The following is an 18,875-nucleotide window of genomic DNA, read 5'->3' as shown; positions in this document are numbered from 1 at the left end:
ATGTAGGCTGCTCAATTGCGATTCAAGTATGAGATTAAAAAGTTAGCCAAAAAGATAACAAATAATGTATGAAGTTTGATCTAGCGCAACTGTTTGATCAGACTAAAACTGCCGCCTTTTTTCGAAACAATTTAAAGCAGGCCTATTACGCTAACTATACGCCCAGTCGTGCGCTTGTTTTGATGCGTAGCTCTTCGATGGGAGTAAAAACGCTGTTCGTCAGTGTAAGTGCACAAGTTACTTTGTGTAATATTCTCAACGCCAGCTTGCTGCAATTGCACCTGTGCCACTAGAGGTAAATCTAATAAGTACTTCGCTCTATTAGTACTATTGGCAATAGCGCCATCTATGTAGCTAAATTTACTTGCCAACTGCGCATCTACTTCATAGCAAGCGCCGCTAATTGCAGGTCCTATCCAAGCTATCAGCTTATTAGCACCACAGCTAAAGTGCCCAACGGCATTGGCGATAATGTTTGTCTCAAGGCCTTTCCAGCCGGCATGCACAGCAGCTACTTGTTCACCGCTTTCATCACACAATAAAATGGGTACGCAGTCTGCGGTCATTACGGCACAAAAGTGTGACTTAGAAGAAGAGTACGCTGCGTCGGCAGTGATATCCGCGCTTGGCAGTGCTACCACGCGATTGCTATGTACCTGGTCTAGCCAGGTGATTTTTTCGCTGTGTGGGATCAGGCTTCTATTGGCTTTAACTAATAAAAGATCATCACCCACGTGCACGCCAACATTCAAGCCTACGAAATCCCCCGTACTACTGCCCCCTAACCTAGTTGTTGTGTATGCAACAATATTAGAAGGGCACGACCATTTCGGCATAATTAAATCCAATGATGGCGAAATAGACGAACTTTCAGCAGTATATGTCATAGGGTTAAAACTCTGCTTAAAGCATGTCTTGCGGATTGTCTGTAGAGTCTTGCTTCACCGCCTTAAGCAAGTCTTGCATATCTTGAGGCAGCGGCGCCTTCCAGGTCATCCACTCTTCAGTTTCAGGGTGAAACAGCGAGAGCTGTGCGGCGTGTAGTGCCTGGCGCTGGAACCCGCGAAGCGCAGCAATAAACTCCTCAGACGCACCTTTGGGCAAACGCGGACGCCCGCCGTAAACCTGGTCGCCCAATAACGGATGCTTGATATGCGCCATGTGCACACGGATTTGGTGCGTACGACCGGTTTCAAGCTTCAAGCGTAGGTGAGTATACGCACGGAACTTTTCGATAACGCGATAATGGGTTACTGCAGGTTTCCCCATTTCGCGAACTGCCATGTGCGTGCGCTTTGTGGCATGTCTGCCAATAGGTTCATCTACAATACCACCCGCAACCATAGTACCTAGCGCGATGGCTTCATATTCTCGACTCATTTCGCGGCGCTGCAGTTGATCAACAAGGTGCGTTTGCGCAGGAATCGTTTTTGCTACTACCATCAAACCTGTAGTGTCTTTATCGAGACGATGAACTATGCCTGCACGGGGAACTTTGTCAATTTCGGGATAGTGATTTAGTAATGCATTTAGCACCGTACCACTTGGATTTCCCGCACCAGGATGCACAACCAAGTCAGCAGGTTTATTTATAACTAAGATGTGCTCATCTTCGTAAACAATATCAAGCGCAATGTCTTGCGCAACGCTTGTTACCTGTACATCCATTTCGGCTTGTACAGTAATGAGTTCATCCATTTGCATTTTGTGTCTTGGAACGGTGATTACTTCACCATTTACCGCAACATTCCCCTCTTGAATCCAAGTTTTTAACTTAGAACGAGAATATTCAGGGAACAAATCAGCCAAAACCTGATCTAACCGTAAACCAAAATGCGCAGCTTCCGTTGAAGCTTCTAATTGTATTGTGTTCGGCGACTGTGTCATAACACCATTGATTACGTCTAAAAAAGGGTATTATAACAAGTATTCACGCTGTACACTGCCTTGTTTACGTTTTTGTATGGTTTTTCTCGTCGTTAGTACGTTAGAATGCAATTAAAGTGTTGTTGTTTAACACATGAGCTTAGACAGCGAAGTATTAAACTGTTTAGCAGGAAAATAGAATTATTATGAAATCATTTCGTCTACTGGCTCCCGTTTTATTGGGTGCTATGGTATCTGTCGCAGGATGTAGTTCTTCAGATAAAGAAGAGAAAGCCGTTTTAGCCAACATGGGTGCACAGCAACTGTACGACAGAGCAAAGCAGAGCATGGAAGTGGGTAACTTTAGCGCTGCGGCTCAAACGTTAAGTGCGCTAGATTCCCGTTACCCGTTTGGTCCACTGTCACACCAAGTTCAGCTAGATCTTATTTACAGCTACTACAAGTCGGGTAAAAACGAAGAAACGCTTGCCACTATCGATAGATTTATCCGTCTTAATCCTAATCATTCGGATGTTGACTACGCGTACTACATGCGTGGCTTAACTAACATGGAATCGGACAGCAACTTGTTCCAAGAATTAATGAACATCGATCGTACGGATAGGGACCCATCAAAATCCCGTGCAGCGTTTGAAGATTTTCGTCGTTTAATTCAGCAGTACCCAGATAGTAAGTATGCGGCGGACGCTAAGCAGCGTATGGTTCATATCAAAGATCGCCTAGCGCGGTACGAAATTGCTATTGCACGCTTTTATATGAGACGAGAAGCTTATGTTGCTGCCGCTAATCGTGGTCGCTATGTTATTGAGCACTTCCCGAATACCACTCAAGTGCAGCAAGCTTTGGAAATTATGGTTTCCAGCTACGAGCAGCTTGGTTTAACAGAACTACGAGACAACGCAATGAAAACCCTTAAGCTAAACTATCCGGACAGCGAGTTTATTAGCTAGTTTAGGCAGTTTCAAAGCGCGTTCGATTTTTTTGAATAATTATAGTTAGAACAAAGAAACGCACTTAAGTGCGTTTTTTGTTTCTCAACGATTGTGACCATTGAAGGAGGTAAGAAACCGTTTTATTCTTTAGCGGAAAAACAGATGGCTAAATGGATTTAATAGTCTCGCTAAACCGGAAGTAAAGTGTAATGGCTGATCTACAATGCTAAATACTAAGCAACCGTCTTTTCCTTCAGCCTTTGGTGTATGGGTTTTTTCACCATCCATGAAAATGAAGTCACCGGTATCATAGCGGCTAAGTCCATCACTAAATTCACCATCAATTACCAGGGTGTATTCGGTTCCTCGGTGAGTATGCTCAGGCACACTACCGCCACCGCCCATGAATATAAAATTAGCTACACCCTGATTACCTAAATCAACTGGAGCTTGCCATAGCTTGCCGACTAAACTCGACCAATTTCCAGTCTTGTCGATATATCGGTGAAGTGTTCTAGGCAAAGTAAACGTTCTACCATCCAATTCAATAGTGCTTAATTTTTCTGATTTAGATGGTACACGAGGCTTTTTAAAAGTTTCTCGATATTCAGAAACACCAGCAGCCTCAATGCTGCCATTCTGTGCTTGGGGGAGTTGTGTAATTTGTGAAAACATATCTCCAAATTGCAAAGAAGCATCGGAAATACCAACCACATTCTCACTAACAGCCGACACCATTTGTGCGGCTAGGCTTTCTGTCTCAATCTCAACAAATCGCTGGCACTTCGGGCACATATCACAGTGCGCAGAGACCATCAAAGATATAGCAGGTGACAGAGTGCCCTCAACGAAATCTTTGAGTTGCTGGGCACTGGGATGAAACCTAATCATTATCGTTTAACATGACCTTTAATCGTTGAAGCGCCAAGCGTGTACGCGACTTTACTGTACCTAATGGAATGGAAAGTTCATCGGCAACTTCTTGTTGAGATTTGCCATCAATATAGATAGCTTCAACTACCGCCTTTTGCTTTACAGGCAGGGATTCGAACAAATATCCAATTTGCTCTAACGTGACCTGTTCGTCAAGTGGCGCTTCATTCGCGTCCGCTGTTTGCTCGCAAAGCACAGGCCACAAATCATCAGAACAAACATCTTCTTTTCGGTTCTGCAATTTACGTAACATATCAAAACGTATATTACGTGCAATGGTAAATATCCACGTTGAAGGCGATCCTTTCTCAGCGTTGAAAAGATGCGCTTTTTGCCAAACGTTTGACATTGTATCTTGCACTAGCTCCATTGCTAACGCTTCGTTACCCATTTGCTTTAAAGCATATGAACGTAAGCGAGGTGCAAAATAATTAAATACTCGAGCAAAGGAACGTTTGCATCTGGCGTCAGCAACCGCTACAAGGTAATCAGACATTTCAGTAGCACACTCTTTAGGTTTGATTGTGCTGTTACTCTGTTCCAAAGGAATTCCAACTAACATAAGATTCGTCCGCTTTTCCGTTTTGGTTGTATCATTCTACGACGTTCTGGCTTAAAACGTTTGCGAAAAACGCAAATGTTGGATTACGAATTTGTAATGTCAATTGCAACTCTTAATGCTAAGCAATTAGTGCAGAGAGGTAGTTTACTAAACTAGTACATTCTCTTTGCGCTAGAAAGTGCTGCTTTTGTGAGCCATCGACTGGCAGCAACTCCAACCACCGATTTAACACCCAGTTGGGGCAATCAAATTTTGGTGTTTCATATAGCGATGCCAGTTCTTCGTAATTTCCAAATATTTCTTTAAGCCGCTCGTCCATAGGCGCTATTTGTTGAGGGGCCAAATCGCATTTCCAAGGCTCTAACACCTTACAACTTCCTGTGCGAAGACCATCTTTTTCAACTTCAATGCTACTTACCTCAACTAAATGAGAACCAGCAACCTTTATGCCAAGCAACCCATCATCGAGCATATCGAAGTCGATTACCTGCGCGTATGTCCCTATTTTATGGATATGTTCATTTGAAGTTTTATCACCCTTCGCATTAAGCATACACATCACAAAGCCTTTATTTTCGGCACATGCCTGCTTGACCATGCGCATATACCTAGGCTCGAAAATACGCAACGCCATTCTGCCCTCAGGCAAAAGGTGCGCAGATAAGGGAAATAAGGGAAAACGTTCTACACTCATACTCGACACTTCCGAAAACACGAAAATACTTACGCGACTGAGTACAAATAGGATCGAATGGGAAAATTTTTCACAGATAAACCGAAAAACATGATCTTAAGTTTAGCAATTAATGTAATTTAGATTTTGTATAAAAATACTAACAGATTTTAGATCAGAGACTTGCAGTCAATAATTTGAAAAATCTTTGAAAGATTAAAAGAAATTCACGACTGAATTATTAGCCTGTACTCAATATTTTAATGTGAAGGAAGCTGTATGGATGTCATCAAGCGCTTTTGTAAAATTTACACAGATATATGTCAGATATCTCCAGATGACTTGGAAGACATCTATGCCAGCAATATTAAATTTATCGACCCCATCACAACGCATACTGGTATAGACGAAGTTAAAAGCTATTTTTCTAACCTGCTTACCCAAGCCGAAACGTGCAAGTTCGACATAGCAGACGTTTTCCAATGCTCGCTACAAAATAATCAGAGCCAATCCCAAGTGACTCACGTTGTGAATTGGACGATGACCCTCGAACTCAAAAATAGTACAAAAAGGGTCACTTTAGACGGTACAACACAACTCGGCGTTGACGGCGACATTATAACTTATCACAAAGATTATTATGACTTGGGCGAAATGGTTTACGAGCACGTACCTATCTTAGGTTTTATAATCAAAATGATAAAAGGGAAGCTGGCAAAATGAAGAGTATTTTAATTACTGGCGCAACCTCTGGAATAGGTAAGGCATTAGCAATCAAGTCTGCCGATAATGGGTATCATGTCATTGCGTGCGGACGAAACCAAGATGCCCTCGACGAGCTTAGCAAATATAGTAATATTAGCGGTTGTCAGTTTGATGTGTCAGATCTGGAAGATACAAAGCGTGCATTAGCGAATGTTAAGTTCGATATTGCTGTACTTAATGCTGGCACTTGTGAATATGTCGACCTTGAGGATTTCGAGCCAGACATGTTTCGCCGCGTTTTCGAGCCTAACTTCTTCGGCGTAGTTCACTGTGTTAACGCGTTACTTCCACGATTGAAAGATGGAGACAAGCTAGTCATAGTCGACAGTATGGCTCGATTATTACCTTTCACGCGCACTCAAGCCTATGGTTCTAGTAAAGCTGCCCTTCACTATTTTACCAAATCTTTAGAAGTTGATCTTTACCATAGAGGCGTAAAGGTACAGACCGTCTCACCAGGTTTCGTTGAAACACCTTTGACCGACAAAAACGACTTCGAAATGCCGATGAAAATTAGCGCTGAAGAAGCCGCAGAAGCAATGCTGAAAGGAATAGAAAGTAACAAGCAGTCCGTTTTCTTTCCTCGATTCTTTGGATTTATTCTGCGCTTTATGCATATATTGCCCACGCCAATTCAAAGGCGTATATCTTTGGCCATGCGAGAAAAACAATAAGAGAAGTAAGAATGAATAATAAGATTGCCATAATAGGTACAGGTATTTCAGGGTTAACCTGTGCACACCTTCTAAACCGACAGCACAACATCACTGTTTACGAAGCGAATGACTACATTGGTGGTCACACGGCAACAAAGAAAATCGATGATAATGGCAGCTCACATCAAATCGATACCGGTTTTATCGTTTTCAATGATTGGACCTACCCTAACTTTATCAAGCTTATTAACCAGTTAAATGTTGAGTACCAACCTACAGAGATGAGCTTCTCTGTAATGAGTAAAAAAGCAAACCTTGAGTACAACGGTAATAACTTAAATAGTTTATTTGCACAGCGACGTAATATTCTTCGGCCTAAGTTTTGGCGCATAGTAAAAGATATACTGACTTTTAATAAAGCGTGCAAAGCTATGGTCGCTGAAAAGCGCGACACGTCCTCGTTGACGCTCGAAGATATTATTAAAGAATTAGGGCTAGGTGATGATTTCGCGCGCTATTACATACTGCCTATGTGCGCGGCTATTTGGTCTAGCAGCCTAGAGCAGACTAGAAAGTTTCCGTTAACCTTCTTCTTGCAGTTTTTCAATAATCACGGCTTACTCAATATTACTGACCGACCTCAGTGGTACACTATCAAAGGTGGCTCTAGTCAATACATCCCTCCACTCGTTGCACCATTTGAGTCTAAAATTAAGTTATCTACCGCGGTAGTTTCTGTCGCTAAAAGTGATGACATGTGGGAAGTTACCGATTCATCCGGTGCGGTTGCAGCCTTTGATCATGTAGTGTTTGCTTGCCACAGCGACCAAGCGCTAAAAATGATTCATTCCCCTACATCACTACACAAAGATATCCTTGGCAATATTCCTTATGCAGAAAATGATGTAGTGATGCACAAAGACACAAGCCAATTGCCTAAAAGGAAGTTGGCGTGGGCAAGTTGGAACTACAGCTTAAAAGAGGATGTGAGCGAGGAAGCCCGCCCTGCCACTGTTACCTACAATATGAACATTCTGCAACGATTAGAAGCAGAAAATACCTATTGTGTTACGCTGAATAATACGCCTGAAATCAACGAAGACAGTATTTTACGCAGCTATCAATACGCTCACCCTCAGTACAGTGCCGACATGGTTGAAGCACAATCACGAAGAAGCGAGATTTGTGGTGTAGACAACCTACATTTCTGCGGCGCTTATTGGTACAACGGCTTTCATGAAGACGGCGTTACCAGTGCACTAGACGTTTGCGCTCGTTTTGGTGAAGCCCTGTGATAGAAAGCGCGATATATAGAGGCAAGGTATACCATCAACGTTTCAAGCCTACCCAACACAAGTTTGACTACGACATTTATTTGTTTTGGCTAAAACTAGAAAGCGACGAACTGAACGCGCTATCTGGTACGTTGAAGCATTTTAGCGCGCATAACAAAGCCAGAGTTCGCTTCAAACGAGAAGACTATTTAGGCGACGCTTCCATTTCGTTGGAGCAAGCTGTGTTAGAAAGGATGACTGAGCTAAATGATGGTAAAGCCTTAGGCGGCGACGTTTTTATGCTAGGTCAATTACGCATGTGGGGACTCTATTTCAGCCCAGTGAATTTTTATTACCTTCGCAATACTGAGGGTAAATATACTCACATGCTTGCCGAGGTTAGCAATACGCCTTGGAATGAGCGCCATCATTATCTTGTAAATTTGGATACCCAAGCCGATACGCCTAAGGCTTTTCACGTGTCGCCTTTTAACCCCATGGATATGACCTATAAATGGTCGATTTCTCAACCTTCGTCTAGACTTTCTTTAGCGATGGATTGCGTAAGAGAAGATAAAGAGTTCAGCGCAGGAATCAATTTAACTAAATTTACTTTAGATAATGCGAATCTATCTAACGCACTTAAACGTATACCCAATATGACAATAAAAACCGTGGCCGGAATTTATTGGCACGCGCTTAAGCTATTGCTGAAACGAACGCCACTATATACACACCCAGAAAAGAGTCAGGAATAATAACAATGTCTTTCGGTGAATCTGTACTACTGACCACCTCAGAGGTCTCTTTTGTAGATAAAACTTGTAGAACACTATTTTTGAAGTGTTTAAATCAGCTTCCATTTGGCCGCTTAACTATTCAAGAAAACGGCGATGTCGTTGCGCGTTTCGGCTCAGACGAAAGCGACTTACGCGCCACGGTAAATATCAAAGATGTGCAGGCCTACCGTCGATTATTACTAGGTGGTAGCGTGGGTGCTGGCGAGGCCTATATGGATGGCTTATGGGACAGTGACGATGTAACAGCTGTAGTCAGGGTCTTCGCAAGGAACTTACCAACCCTTGATGAGTGGGAAAATAAGTTTAAGTGGCTAACCATGCCCATCAATAAAATTCAGCATTTTGCGCGTCGAAACACTAAAGACCAAGCTAAGAAGAATATTGAGGCGCACTATGACTTAGGCAACAAGCTTTATACCCGCTTTCTTGATCCCACAATGATGTACTCATCAGCAATATACCCTGATTCGAATGCAACGCTAAACGATGCGCAGAATTACAAACTAAAAGCCATTTGTGACAAACTACAGCTGACCGATTCAGACCACCTACTAGAGATAGGCACTGGTTGGGGCGGTCTTGCAGTTTTTGCTGCAAAAAATTATGGCTGTAACGTTACAACTACCACCATTTCGGAAGAACAGCACGCCTGGGCAAAAGAGTGGATTGAACGTGAAGGGCTAGAAAGTAAAATTAGGCTACTTAAAAAAGACTATCGTTTACTTGATGGTAAATACGACAAGTTAGTTTCCATTGAAATGATTGAAGCGGTTGGCAAAGAGTATTTAGGTAACTTTTTCGAAAAATGTGCTTCTCTTTTAAAAGACGACGGTCTTATGTTACTTCAGTCCATAACCATTGACGACAGACGTTATGACAGCTATTCAAACAGCGTAGACTTTATCCAGAAGTACATTTTTCCTGGTGGTTTTTTACCGTCACAATACCAGTTAAATGCTCATCTTAAAAAGTACACGAACATGATGATCCGTGATTTACACGATATTGGCGTAGACTATGCGAAAACCCTAAACCATTGGTATGAAGCGTTTATCTCGGCGAAAGATGAATTATTAAATGATGGTTATGACGAACGCTTTATGCGTATGTGGACCTATTACCTCAAATATTGCGAAGGTGGCTTTCTAGAAAGAACCATTAGCACTGTACAACTTGTTATATCTAAACCTCAGTACAGAGAAGAACTAGCCAGAGTTTGATGAACCTATTTGATTTGTAAACAAGTAAAAACTAGGGTTTTAAAACCAAAAAGCGGTGCTCATTAAGAAGGCACCGCTTTTTTATGCGCACTTAGTTTAAAAAGTTGACGCTTAATCGTCTACCACTGAAATGGGTTTGGATATCATTGGTTTGCCTTGGTTAATATTAATTTCTACTCGGCGATTCTTGGCTCTATCACTCGCTGTCGTGGCATTCTCAACGATAGGATTAGTATCAGCTTTGCCAACCACGGACATACGGCTTTCATCAAAACCAGGCGCTGTCCGCATGGCTTCAGCCACCGCCACGGCGCGTTGTGACGATAAATCCCAGTTTGAGCGATATAATTCGTTTGCAATATGTTGTCCATCACTGTGACCAGAAATTTCAATTTCACCAGGCACATCTGCTAAAAGCACACCAATTTTCCTTAATACGGGCTGAAATTGTGGCTGCAAGAAAGCAGAGCCGGCGGAAAACGAGCCATTTTCTCTAATCCGAATGGTAAGTTGCTGTCCTAGCGACTCCATCTCTACAGACCCATCTAAAATTTGCTTTTCTAATTGTTGGGCTACTTTTTTCATTAATTCGGCCATTTGAGACTGGTCAGTACTTTGCTCAGCGGATGAAGATGACTCAGTAGCCGTTTGTTGAGACTGACCGCCCCGCTGTTCGCCGCGCTGCTTTTGCCTGCCGCCGGCCGAGTCCTCATTTCCCGCCTGAAACTCTAGCATTTGTTGAGTCATTTCGTTGGTTTGCTGCTGGATAGACTCAATTGGCGTTGGGTCAGGTTTACCCGGGCGAAACTCCATGGCAATAACACTGGTACCTTTAGGAATGTCTTTTACTTCAATTTTGTTTTGCACACCGAATGCAAACTTCATTGAGCCCGCTATTTGCTTAAATTTGAGTACGTCCATTTCGGAGAATGAAAGCAAAAGTACAAAGAAGCACATAAGCAGTGACATTAAGTCTGCGAAGGTTCCCATCCAAGCTGGAAGCCCCTCGGGGGGGCATTTTGGGCATTCTTCTTCGGCCATTACTCTTCCTCTGCGCTTCCACGCTTACTTGCAGCAAGGTAGTTTTTCAGTACACCCTCAATAACTCGAGGGTTTTGACCGTCAGCGATACCGACAATACCGTCAAGAACAAGGCTTTGATTGAGCTTTTCTTCCCCTGCTCGCACTGAAAGTTTGAATGCTATAGGCAAACAGATGACGTTAGCGAAAAAAGCGCCATAAAGGGTGGTAAGTAGTGCTACCGCCATTGCAGGGCCAATAGCTTTCGGGTCATCCATGTTTGATAGCATGGCAACCAAACCAATCAAGGTACCGATCATGCCCATGGCGGGTGCTATATCGCCCATACCTTTAAAAAACGACGCACCAAAATCGTGTCGCTCAGACGTCATAGAAATATCTTTAGCAAGTGTCTCTCTGACCACCTCAATATCGTGGCCGTCAACCAGCATATCTACGCCTTTTTGCATAAACTCATTAGAGATTTCTGCTTCTTCTAAAGCTAGAAACCCGCCTTTTCGCGCAGCATCCGCCATCTCTACAATCTTCTCAATAAGCTCTTCTGGCGACTCAATTTTGAACATGAAGGCTTTGCCAGCAATCTTACCAGCACCGAAAAACTGACCTAGCGTAAACTGTGACAAGACAACAAACAAAGTCCCACCAAATACAATTAATATCGACTGGACGTCTATGAACATGCCTAAGCTGCCGCCTAGTATCATAGCCATAACTATGAAACCAATGGCGCCCAACATACCTATGACGGTTGCTAAATCCACTCACTCTTCCCCATTTATGCGCAGTCAGTGCTGTTAATGTACAAATATTCTATCGGCAACGGATAAAAATACTAAAACGACATTATTGAAAAATATCATATTTATTTGTTTTTTATTAAGTGTGAGGCTAAAAATACGTCGTTCGCGGGTTTTCTAAACACTAATATTGCGTAAAGCGTTCGCTTACCTGTCAGAACACGCATACACTCCCTTAATTAGAGTAATGTAGCCACTTATACCGAATATAGCACAATATCTTTTTATTCAACGTGGTCAACTGCATGAAAAAAAAGCTATATTGTTGTGATATAGGCGATATACGGACAAACCATTTGACCCTTGTGCGACCCTCAGTTAATGTGCGCGGTACACGTATTTTGGCCAATATATTGAGTGTTTTTATGACGACAGAAAAAGCATCAGCGTCTTTTGAAGAAGCTTTAACAGAACTAGAAGCTATCGTTAACGAAATGGAAAACGGTGATCTGCCTCTTAATAAAGCACTGGAAAAATTTGAACGAGGCATAGCATTATCTCGTCAAGGCCAACAATCACTCGAAAACGCCGAGCAAAAGGTAAAAATATTGCTTAGTGAACAAGGCGAAGAAACGCTTCAGACTCTTCCTGAAAGTGAACAGCCGTAAAACGTTCATTTTTAAATTACAGGCGACCTATGAATTTTTCTGCATTGCATCAGCAAGTGAAACAGCAAACTGATGCATCTCTTCTTACATTAATTGATGATTTACCCGATTACGCACCGCGCCTTAAAGATGCCATGCGTCACGCATTGCTTGCGGGCGGTAAGCGCATGCGCCCTCTACTAGTGCAGGTTGTAGGAAACACACTAGACGTGCCTAAAAAAGACCAGATGGCTATAAGCATGGCTATTGAGTGCGTACACGCCTACTCGTTGGTTCATGACGATTTGCCAGCCATGGACGACGATGACCTGCGTCGCGGAATGCCAACTTGTCATATCGCCTTTGATGAAGCTACGGCTATTTTAGCGGGAGATGCCCTGCAATCTCTTGCTTTTACTGTACTAGCTGATGCCCCTTTAAGCGTATTTGCCGAAACCAAGCGCGGACAACTGTTGTCTGTACTCGCTAAAAGTGCAGGTTACGTAGGAATGTGTGGTGGACAGGCAATTGACTTGGCCAGTACAGGTAAATCCATCTCGTTAGAAGAACTAAAACAGCTCCATAGATTAAAAACCGGGGCCTTGTTAAAGGCCTGTGTTGAAATGGTCGCTATTGTCAGTGAAGGCTTATTGCCACAAACCAAAACTGACTTAATGGCTTATGCGGCCGATATCGGGCTAGCCTTTCAAGTACAGGACGACATTCTAGACGTTGAAGGCAGCAGCGAGAAATTAGGTAAACCGGCAGGGTCAGACGAAGCATTAGGAAAAAACACGTTTCCCGCCAAGCTTGGAATGGCTGGCGCTAAACAAGAATTAGAAATGCTTCACAATAATGCACTTCAAGCATTGACGCGTTTACCCTACAATACAGACAGTTTAATTGCGTTTAGCGAGCTTTTGGTAAAACGCGACCATTAGCCACGCGCCATGTTGAAAAAGATAATAAGTACATGAGTTTAGATCTCCAACATTACCCAACGCTTGCGCTTGCGCAAACACCTGAAAAATTGAGGCAGCTGCCCCAGGATAAATTACGCGAGCTCGCCGATGAATTGCGTGAGTATTTACTTAATAGTGTCAGCCAAACGAGCGGTCACTTCGCTTCAGGCCTTGGCACGGTAGAGCTTACGGTCGCGTTACATTATGTGTACAACACACCTTTTGACCGCTTATTGTGGGACGTGGGGCACCAGGCTTATCCTCATAAAATCCTTACTGGCCGTGCAGAGCGCATGAGTACCATTCGTCAAAAGAATGGCCTACATCCCTTTCCTTGGCCGCCAGAGAGCGACTATGACACCTTTGCTGTGGGTCATTCTTCCACATCGATTAGCGCCGCGCTGGGTATGGCCGTAGCGGCAGAAAAAGAAGGTGAAGACCGCAAAGTGGTGGCCGTTATCGGCGACGGTGCAATGACCGCAGGTATGGCGTTTGAAGCCCTTAACCATGCAGGTGACATCAAAAAAGACATGGTGGTTGTACTTAACGACAACGAAATGTCCATATCTGAAAACGTTGGGGCGTTAAACAGCCACCTTGCCCGCTTGCTCACAGGTAACTTCTTTAACTCAATACGGGATGGCGGCAAAAAGCTGCTAAGCAATGTACCACCTATTAAAGAGTTCGCTAGCCGTGCAGAAGAGCACCTTAAAGGTATGGTTGTGCCCGGTACTATCTTTGAAGAGTTGGGCTTTAATTACATTGGTCCTATCGACGGTCACGATGTGAATGCTGTAGTAGATACCCTTCGCAATATGCGTAACTTTGAAGGGCCTCAGCTTTTACATGTTGTCACTAAAAAAGGTAAGGGCTACGCCGTTGCTGAAGAAGATCCGATCAAATTTCACGCGGTGCCAAAATTTAATCCGGCGGATAACGCGCTGCCAAAGTCGAAGCCTTCTGCTCCTACCTACTCTGCTATTTTTGGAAAATGGCTATGTGATATGGCCGCGCAAGACCCAAAACTAATGGCCGTAACACCTGCAATGCGTGAAGGTTCTGGCATGGTTGAGTTTTCTCAACGCTTTCCTGAACAATACTTCGATGTTGCCATTGCCGAACAGCATGCCGTGACCTTTGGTGCCGGTCTTGCCAAAGACGGTATGAACGCGGTTGTTGCGATTTATTCGTCGTTCCTTCAGCGAGCTTATGATCAGCTTATTCACGATGTGGCAATTCAAGACTTACCGGTATTATTTGCAATAGACAGAGCGGGTATTGTGGGCGCCGATGGCCCTACTCACCAAGGCGCGTTTGATATTGCTTTCCTTCGCTGCATTCCAAATATGGTCGTTATGGCACCTTCAGACGAAAATGAATGCCGTCAAATGCTCTACACAGGCCATAAGCTACAAAAGCCAGCTGCGGTTCGCTACCCTCGTGGTGCAGGCATGGGGATTACACCAGATGAGGCGATGACGGAACTTGAAATAGGTAAATCGCGTACCTGTCGAGAAACTTCAAAAGATAGAGGTGAAAGCGTTGCTATTTTGAACTTCGGCTGTTTATTGCCCTACGCACTTAAAGCTGCAGAAGCTATCGATGCTACGGTTATCGACATGCGCTTTATAAAACCATTAGATGGCGATGCTGTTTTAAAAGCAGCCAGTGAACACAGCGCACTTATTACGTTAGAAGATGGCTGTATCATGGGCGGCGCTGGTAGTGCCGTACTAGAACACTTGCAGCAAAACGGCGTGTTAAAGGCAGTAAAAATGTTGGGGCTACCTGATAGTTTCATCCTGCAAGGAACACAACAGGAAATGTACAGAGAGCACGGCTTAGATGCTGAAGGTATTATTGCTGCGGCAAATAGTTTTACAGCTGGCTAATTATCTATGCGGACTGGTATAAAACTAGATTTGTAAAAGCAACTATTATGTTTTTCATTTAAACGCAAAGATTAAAAAGCCCGCAAACTGCGGGCTTTTTCGTGATGCTTTTTTGCTTTTGCCTGAATTTTTATTGCCTAATTTTTCTCTGCAGCTAATCTATCAGAGCGGCCTTGAATCTTCCCTTTCAGCTAGAACAACGCCAACGCTGCTGGCCAGAACACCATTAATAAATGTAAACAGCCACAAGCCATAGCTCCAGCGAGAAGATCGTCAAGCATAATGCCTGTACCGCCGTGTAAGCGTTTGTCAATAATACCTATTGGCCACGGCTTTAGGATGTCGAAAAGTCTGAACAGAACAAAGCCCACGAGTAAAGATGACGCTGAGATAGGTACAAGTAGAAAGGTAATATACATGCCCGCTATTTCATCCCACACAATAGAGCCGTGATCGTGAACCTGCATATCGTCTGCAGTCTTGCCGCAAAGATAAACACCTACCACAGAAAATATCAGCGTAAGCGCGATGAAAGAAACCACGGAGAGTTGGCTGCACGCCACAAGTAGCGGTAAAGCAGCAAGAGAGCCAAATGTACCCGGCATAAAAGGAACAAGGCCACTGCCAAAGCCAAGCGCAAGGAAATGAACTGGATTTTTCATACTCACTCTAGCGCGATATTCCGCCTGCATGCTTCTTCCTTTATTTGCTATTGTAAGATGTAGGTTGCCTAAAAGGCATGCTCGTAACCTGATTCATTTGAGGGCGTGTACTTTTCATTGTCTTTCAGCAACGAAAACGTGCCGCTATGACCCGTTAATTGTCCTATACACGTTGCTTTTACATTCGTGCTCGCCAATGAAGTTTCAAGGCTTCCTCGCTGCTCTTCACTTACGGTAAAAATAAGTTCGTAGTCATCGCCAGCGGACAAAGCGTATTCAATGGCTTGCTCAGGTGGGACAGCACTTGTTAACGCTCGAGACAGTGGTAAACGCTCTACATGTACGTTGGCACCGCAATTAGAAGCTTTTAGAATGTGCCCCAAGTCTGAAAGTAAACCATCAGAGATATCAATGCACGATGTTGCGATACGACGTATTGCCGTACCCACAGCAACCCGGGGGGTTGGGAAGTAATGGCGATTGACTAATACGTCTTTCGCTTCGCCACTTACGCGCAGCTTATTTTGCAGAATATCTAAACCGGCACCTGCATCACCTAGTGTTCCGGTAACATAAACCCAGTCTCCCGGATTCGCGCCGCTGCGGGTTAGTTCGGAACCAGGCGGAATAAAACCTTGTGCAGTAATAGTAAACGCCATAGGGCCTTTTACTGTATCGCCACCGATAAGCTGAACAGAATAGTACTGAGTGAGTTCGTATAAACCAGACACAAAGTCGTCTAACCAGGCTTCGTCTACTTCAGGCAGTGACAAAGACAAGCTGATCCATGCGGGCTCAGCCCCCATAGCGGCAAGGTCACTTAAGTTAACAGCAACTGTTTTGTATGCTACAGACTTGGCTGGTGCATCTTTTAAAAAGTGCACTCCTGCAACAAGAGTATCTGTGGTAACGGCGAGCTGTTGGTTTTCAGGAACCGTTGTTATAGCACAGTCATCACCAATACCAATAACAACGTCTTTGCGTTTGTGGCCGCTGTTTGAAAAATAGCGGCCGATAAGATCAAATTCTTTCACGGTAATTTTAAAACCCTTTTAGCGGCAATCCATGCCGCCACGGTAAGGTTAGTCGCGCTCGTCTTTACGCAACGTGCGCACTGCTTTATCCAGTGCACCATTAATGAATTTATGGCTCTCTTCAGCACCAAATGCCTTAGCAAGCTCAATCGCTTCATTAATAATTACGCGGTAAGGTACGTCGATGCGCTCAGTGAGTTCCAGTGTCGCAATGCGCAGAATGGCTTTTTCGATAGCGTCTAACTCTTCTGGCAAACGGCCAAGGTAAGGCTTAATGGTCGCATCAAGGTTGCTTGCGTTGTGTGCAACACCGCGAAGCAAGGCTTGAAAATACGCCATGTCTACCTTTTGCATGTCGTTACTGGTGGCTAGCGCCAGTTCAACCTGCTGAATATCGTTGTGACTCATTTGCCATGAATACACACCTTGAAGGGCGAGTTCACGGGCTTTACGACGAGCTGAAACTTTCACTTAATGTTTACCTTAAAGCTTTTCAACAGCATCGATAACGTTAACCATTTCTAGCGCGCCTAGAGCAGCTTCTGCACCCTTGTTGCCCGCTTTGGTTCCCGAACGCTCGATAGCTTGTTCAATTGAATCTGTTGTAATTACGCCAAATGATACGGGTACGCCGTATTCAAGTGATACTTGCGCAAGACCTTTGTTGCTCTCGCCTGCTACAAAATCAAAGTGTGGCGTGCCGCCACGAATAACAGCACCAAGAGCGATGATGGCGTCAAATGACTTTTTCTCAGCCAATTTCTTAGCAATTACAGGTAACTCGTAAGCACCAGGTACACGTACTACCGTGATATCGTCATCGCTTACTTCACCGTGACGCTCTAGCGTGTCTAACGCACCTTCTAGTAAGCTTTCAACAACAAAGCTATTAAAGCGTGATACAACGATAGCAAACTTCTTACCGGTTGCTCTGATATTGCCTTCAATTACCTGCATGGATTCATTCCTCGAGAAAAAACGGCGCGAAGTATACCACAACTGCGCCCAAACTAAATCGATTGTTTCTTTAACTTCAACTATTCGTAAACGGCCACTTTTACTGTTGCCTAAACCCCAGAGCTAGTCGTGCACGTACTCTACAACTTCGAGGCCGTAGCCTGAAAGTGCATGATATTTAATTGGCTTACTAAGAAGGCGCATTTTATGTACGCCCATAGAGGCAAGAATTTGGCTGCCTACACCGATGGTGCGTGATGAGCCCTGCCAGTCAGCGCCCGCGGGGCGTTCGCCTCTGTCTTCTGCTGCAAAGCGGCGTACCTGGCTTTCAATGTGCTCTTCTTTGCCCAACAGCACCAATACACCGCCTTCTTCTGAAATTTTGCGCATGCCATCTGCTAGCGTCATAGAGCGATGAATACCGCGCGTCGAGCCAAGAAGATCACTAAAGGTATTGTGAAGGTGAACGCGAACAAGTGTCGGATCATCTTCTTTAATTTCGCCTTTTTTAAGCGCATAGTGTAACTGGTTGTCGATGCTGTCTTTGAACGTGTGCAGCTCAAAATCGCCGTATTCTGTCGGCATATTGCACTGGGCGACCTTTTGAATAGTGGTTTCGTTTAAATTGCGATATTCAATTAAATCAGCAATGGTGCCAATTTTAAGGTTATGTTTTTCAGCAAACTTTTCTAGCTCTGGACGACGAGCCATAGTGCCGTCTTCATTAAGAATTTCTACAATAACTCCAGCTGGCTCTAAGCCGGCCAAACGGGGTAAATCTACACCCGCTTCAGTGTGACCTGCGCGGTTCAGTACACCACCGTCTTTAGCAATTAAGGGAAAAATATGCCCTGGCTGAACGATGTCTGTGGCTTTGGCATCTGGGGCCACAGCCGCTTTAATGGTTGTTGCGCGATCTGCCGCTGAGATTCCAGTTGTCACGCCGGTTGCTGCTTCAATAGACACCGTGAAGTTGGTAGAAAACTGCGCTTCGTTTTTATCAACCATTAAGGGAAGATTTAGCGTGCGGCAGCGCTCTTGAGTCATTGGCAAACACACCAAGCCACGAGCGTGAGTAACCATAAAGTTAATGGCTTCTGGTGTGACATGCTCCGCCGCCATGATTAAATCACCTTCGTTTTCCCTATCTTCATCATCCATCAAGATAACCATTTTACCTTGGCGAATGTCTTCAATTATTTCTTGTGTAGTGTTAAATGCCATGTTGTGTGCTTCTTGTA

Annotated in this window: 21 protein-coding genes; 9 read left to right on the top strand and 12 right to left on the bottom strand. The window is 44.1% G+C overall.

Going from position 1 to position 18,875, the window contains the following annotated elements; genetic code table 11:
• Positions 1-131: 131 nt before the first annotated feature.
• Entirely contained in the window at positions 132-887 is a 756-nt protein-coding gene (gene pgeF / locus D1814_RS14475; RefSeq protein WP_118493452.1) for a peptidoglycan editing factor PgeF, read from the bottom strand.
• Positions 888-903: 16 nt separating this feature from the next.
• Positions 904-1,887 (bottom strand): 23S rRNA pseudouridine(1911/1915/1917) synthase RluD, encoded by a 984-nt coding sequence (rluD, locus tag D1814_RS14470; RefSeq protein ID WP_118493450.1) that lies wholly within the window; start codon positions 1,885-1,887, stop codon positions 904-906.
• Between the two features lie 185 nt (positions 1,888-2,072).
• Between rluD and D1814_RS14465 the strand changes: the two genes are divergently transcribed.
• A complete protein-coding gene (locus D1814_RS14465; protein ID WP_118493448.1) occupies positions 2,073-2,837 on the top strand; it encodes an outer membrane protein assembly factor BamD in 765 nt (254 codons plus the stop codon).
• A gap of 129 nt (positions 2,838-2,966) precedes the next feature.
• On the opposite strand, the gene D1814_RS14460 is transcribed toward D1814_RS14465, so the two are convergent.
• The 3 genes from D1814_RS14460 to D1814_RS14450 form a co-directional block, all read right to left on the bottom strand.
• Positions 2,967-3,710 (bottom strand): ChrR family anti-sigma-E factor, encoded by a 744-nt coding sequence (locus D1814_RS14460; RefSeq protein WP_118493446.1) that lies wholly within the window; start codon positions 3,708-3,710, stop codon positions 2,967-2,969.
• Positions 3,703-4,314, bottom strand: coding sequence for a sigma-70 family RNA polymerase sigma factor (locus D1814_RS14455; RefSeq protein ID WP_014998915.1), 612 nt, complete (start codon positions 4,312-4,314; stop codon positions 3,703-3,705). Before D1814_RS14455 ends, D1814_RS14460 begins: the two co-directional genes overlap by 8 nt.
• A gap of 118 nt (positions 4,315-4,432) precedes the next feature.
• Positions 4,433-5,008, bottom strand: a complete 576-nt coding sequence (locus tag D1814_RS14450) for an LON peptidase substrate-binding domain-containing protein (protein ID WP_118493444.1) — start codon at positions 5,006-5,008, stop codon at positions 4,433-4,435.
• A gap of 258 nt (positions 5,009-5,266) precedes the next feature.
• Here D1814_RS14450 and D1814_RS14445 point away from each other — a divergent pair, with 258 nt between their 5' ends.
• Genes D1814_RS14445 through D1814_RS14425 form a run of 5 tightly spaced genes read left to right on the top strand, consistent with a single transcriptional unit; the run spans position 5,267 to position 9,702 of the window.
• A complete protein-coding gene (locus D1814_RS14445) occupies positions 5,267-5,710 on the top strand; it encodes a nuclear transport factor 2 family protein (protein WP_118493442.1) in 444 nt (147 codons plus the stop codon).
• Positions 5,707-6,426, top strand: a complete 720-nt coding sequence (locus tag D1814_RS14440; RefSeq protein ID WP_118493440.1) for an SDR family NAD(P)-dependent oxidoreductase — start codon at positions 5,707-5,709, stop codon at positions 6,424-6,426. The genes D1814_RS14445 and D1814_RS14440 overlap by 4 nt, the downstream gene beginning before the upstream one ends.
• Before the next feature lie 11 nt (positions 6,427-6,437).
• Positions 6,438-7,703, top strand: a complete 1,266-nt coding sequence (locus D1814_RS14435; RefSeq protein WP_118493438.1) for an NAD(P)/FAD-dependent oxidoreductase — start codon at positions 6,438-6,440, stop codon at positions 7,701-7,703.
• Positions 7,700-8,440 (top strand): DUF1365 domain-containing protein, encoded by a 741-nt coding sequence (locus D1814_RS14430; RefSeq protein WP_118493436.1) that lies wholly within the window; start codon positions 7,700-7,702, stop codon positions 8,438-8,440. Before D1814_RS14435 ends, D1814_RS14430 begins: the two co-directional genes overlap by 4 nt.
• Before the next feature lie 5 nt (positions 8,441-8,445).
• On the top strand, positions 8,446-9,702 hold the full coding sequence (locus D1814_RS14425) for an SAM-dependent methyltransferase (protein WP_118493434.1): 1,257 nt from the start codon (positions 8,446-8,448) through the stop codon (positions 9,700-9,702).
• Positions 9,703-9,813: 111 nt separating this feature from the next.
• Here D1814_RS14425 and D1814_RS14420 read toward each other — a convergent pair whose 3' ends face one another.
• Entirely contained in the window at positions 9,814-10,743 is a 930-nt protein-coding gene (locus D1814_RS14420) for a flagellar motor protein MotB (RefSeq protein ID WP_118493432.1), read from the bottom strand.
• The gene (gene pomA / locus D1814_RS14415; protein WP_012518934.1) at positions 10,743-11,504 is read right to left on the bottom strand and encodes a flagellar motor protein PomA; all 762 of its coding nucleotides are present in this window, start codon (positions 11,502-11,504) and stop codon (positions 10,743-10,745) included. Before pomA ends, D1814_RS14420 begins: the two co-directional genes overlap by 1 nt.
• A 401-nt stretch (positions 11,505-11,905) precedes the next feature.
• Here pomA and D1814_RS14410 point away from each other — a divergent pair, with 401 nt between their 5' ends.
• Genes D1814_RS14410 through dxs form a run of 3 tightly spaced genes read left to right on the top strand, consistent with a single transcriptional unit; the run spans position 11,906 to position 14,981 of the window.
• Positions 11,906-12,148, top strand: coding sequence for an exodeoxyribonuclease VII small subunit (locus tag D1814_RS14410; protein ID WP_118495401.1), 243 nt, complete (start codon positions 11,906-11,908; stop codon positions 12,146-12,148).
• A gap of 29 nt (positions 12,149-12,177) precedes the next feature.
• Positions 12,178-13,068: a farnesyl diphosphate synthase gene (locus D1814_RS14405; protein WP_118493430.1), complete on the top strand. Its 891-nt coding sequence runs from the start codon at positions 12,178-12,180 to the stop codon at positions 13,066-13,068.
• Between the two features lie 32 nt (positions 13,069-13,100).
• A complete protein-coding gene (gene dxs / locus D1814_RS14400; RefSeq protein ID WP_118493428.1) occupies positions 13,101-14,981 on the top strand; it encodes a 1-deoxy-D-xylulose-5-phosphate synthase in 1,881 nt (626 codons plus the stop codon).
• A 191-nt stretch (positions 14,982-15,172) separates the two neighbouring features.
• On the opposite strand, the gene D1814_RS14395 is transcribed toward dxs, so the two are convergent.
• From D1814_RS14395 to ribBA, 5 genes are all read right to left on the bottom strand, one after another.
• Complete coding sequence (locus D1814_RS14395) at positions 15,173-15,673, bottom strand: phosphatidylglycerophosphatase A family protein (protein ID WP_118493426.1); 501 nt, start codon at positions 15,671-15,673, stop codon at positions 15,173-15,175.
• Between the two features lie 38 nt (positions 15,674-15,711).
• A complete protein-coding gene (gene thiL / locus D1814_RS14390) occupies positions 15,712-16,677 on the bottom strand; it encodes a thiamine-phosphate kinase (RefSeq protein ID WP_118493424.1) in 966 nt (321 codons plus the stop codon).
• Between the two features lie 48 nt (positions 16,678-16,725).
• On the bottom strand, positions 16,726-17,148 hold the full coding sequence (gene nusB / locus D1814_RS14385; protein ID WP_014979773.1) for a transcription antitermination factor NusB: 423 nt from the start codon (positions 17,146-17,148) through the stop codon (positions 16,726-16,728).
• Positions 17,149-17,160: 12 nt separating this feature from the next.
• The gene (gene ribH / locus D1814_RS14380; protein WP_025255832.1) at positions 17,161-17,634 is read right to left on the bottom strand and encodes a 6,7-dimethyl-8-ribityllumazine synthase; all 474 of its coding nucleotides are present in this window, start codon (positions 17,632-17,634) and stop codon (positions 17,161-17,163) included.
• A 123-nt stretch (positions 17,635-17,757) separates the two neighbouring features.
• Positions 17,758-18,858, bottom strand: a complete 1,101-nt coding sequence (gene ribBA, locus D1814_RS14375) for a bifunctional 3,4-dihydroxy-2-butanone-4-phosphate synthase/GTP cyclohydrolase II (RefSeq protein ID WP_118493422.1) — start codon at positions 18,856-18,858, stop codon at positions 17,758-17,760.
• Positions 18,859-18,875: the final 17 nt, after the last annotated feature.

It is taken from the genome of Alteromonas sp. BL110 (assembly GCF_003443615.1).
In the GTDB taxonomy this organism is placed as follows: domain Bacteria; phylum Pseudomonadota; class Gammaproteobacteria; order Enterobacterales; family Alteromonadaceae; genus Alteromonas.
The sequence above is the reverse complement of the archived record's forward strand: the minus strand, read 5'-3'. Positions and strand labels throughout refer to the sequence as shown.

Excerpts from the sequence above, each read along its gene's own strand:
- D1814_RS14460 (WP_118493446.1), bottom strand. The coding sequence starts at position 3,710 with ATGATTAGGTTTCATCCCAGTGCCCAGCAACTCAAAGATTTCGTTGAG.
- D1814_RS14440 (WP_118493440.1), top strand. The coding sequence starts at position 5,707 with ATGAAGAGTATTTTAATTACTGGCGCAACCTCTGGAATAGGTAAGGCA.
- D1814_RS14420 (WP_118493432.1), bottom strand. The coding sequence starts at position 10,743 with ATGGCCGAAGAAGAATGCCCAAAATGCCCCCCCGAGGGGCTTCCAGCT.
- D1814_RS14435 (WP_118493438.1), top strand. The coding sequence starts at position 6,438 with ATGAATAATAAGATTGCCATAATAGGTACAGGTATTTCAGGGTTAACC.
- D1814_RS14405 (WP_118493430.1), top strand. The coding sequence starts at position 12,178 with ATGAATTTTTCTGCATTGCATCAGCAAGTGAAACAGCAAACTGATGCA.
- rluD (WP_118493450.1), bottom strand. The coding sequence starts at position 1,887 with ATGACACAGTCGCCGAACACAATACAATTAGAAGCTTCAACGGAAGCT.
- ribBA (WP_118493422.1), bottom strand. The coding sequence starts at position 18,858 with ATGGCATTTAACACTACACAAGAAATAATTGAAGACATTCGCCAAGGT.
- dxs (WP_118493428.1), top strand. The coding sequence starts at position 13,101 with ATGAGTTTAGATCTCCAACATTACCCAACGCTTGCGCTTGCGCAAACA.
- D1814_RS14465 (WP_118493448.1), top strand. The coding sequence starts at position 2,073 with ATGAAATCATTTCGTCTACTGGCTCCCGTTTTATTGGGTGCTATGGTA.
- D1814_RS14425 (WP_118493434.1), top strand. The coding sequence starts at position 8,446 with ATGTCTTTCGGTGAATCTGTACTACTGACCACCTCAGAGGTCTCTTTT.
- D1814_RS14455 (WP_014998915.1), bottom strand. The coding sequence starts at position 4,314 with ATGTTAGTTGGAATTCCTTTGGAACAGAGTAACAGCACAATCAAACCT.
- D1814_RS14450 (WP_118493444.1), bottom strand. The coding sequence starts at position 5,008 with ATGAGTGTAGAACGTTTTCCCTTATTTCCCTTATCTGCGCACCTTTTG.
- pgeF (WP_118493452.1), bottom strand. The coding sequence starts at position 887 with ATGACATATACTGCTGAAAGTTCGTCTATTTCGCCATCATTGGATTTA.
- D1814_RS14395 (WP_118493426.1), bottom strand. The coding sequence starts at position 15,673 with ATGCAGGCGGAATATCGCGCTAGAGTGAGTATGAAAAATCCAGTTCAT.
- D1814_RS14410 (WP_118495401.1), top strand. The coding sequence starts at position 11,906 with ATGACGACAGAAAAAGCATCAGCGTCTTTTGAAGAAGCTTTAACAGAA.
- ribH (WP_025255832.1), bottom strand. The coding sequence starts at position 17,634 with ATGCAGGTAATTGAAGGCAATATCAGAGCAACCGGTAAGAAGTTTGCT.
- D1814_RS14445 (WP_118493442.1), top strand. The coding sequence starts at position 5,267 with ATGGATGTCATCAAGCGCTTTTGTAAAATTTACACAGATATATGTCAG.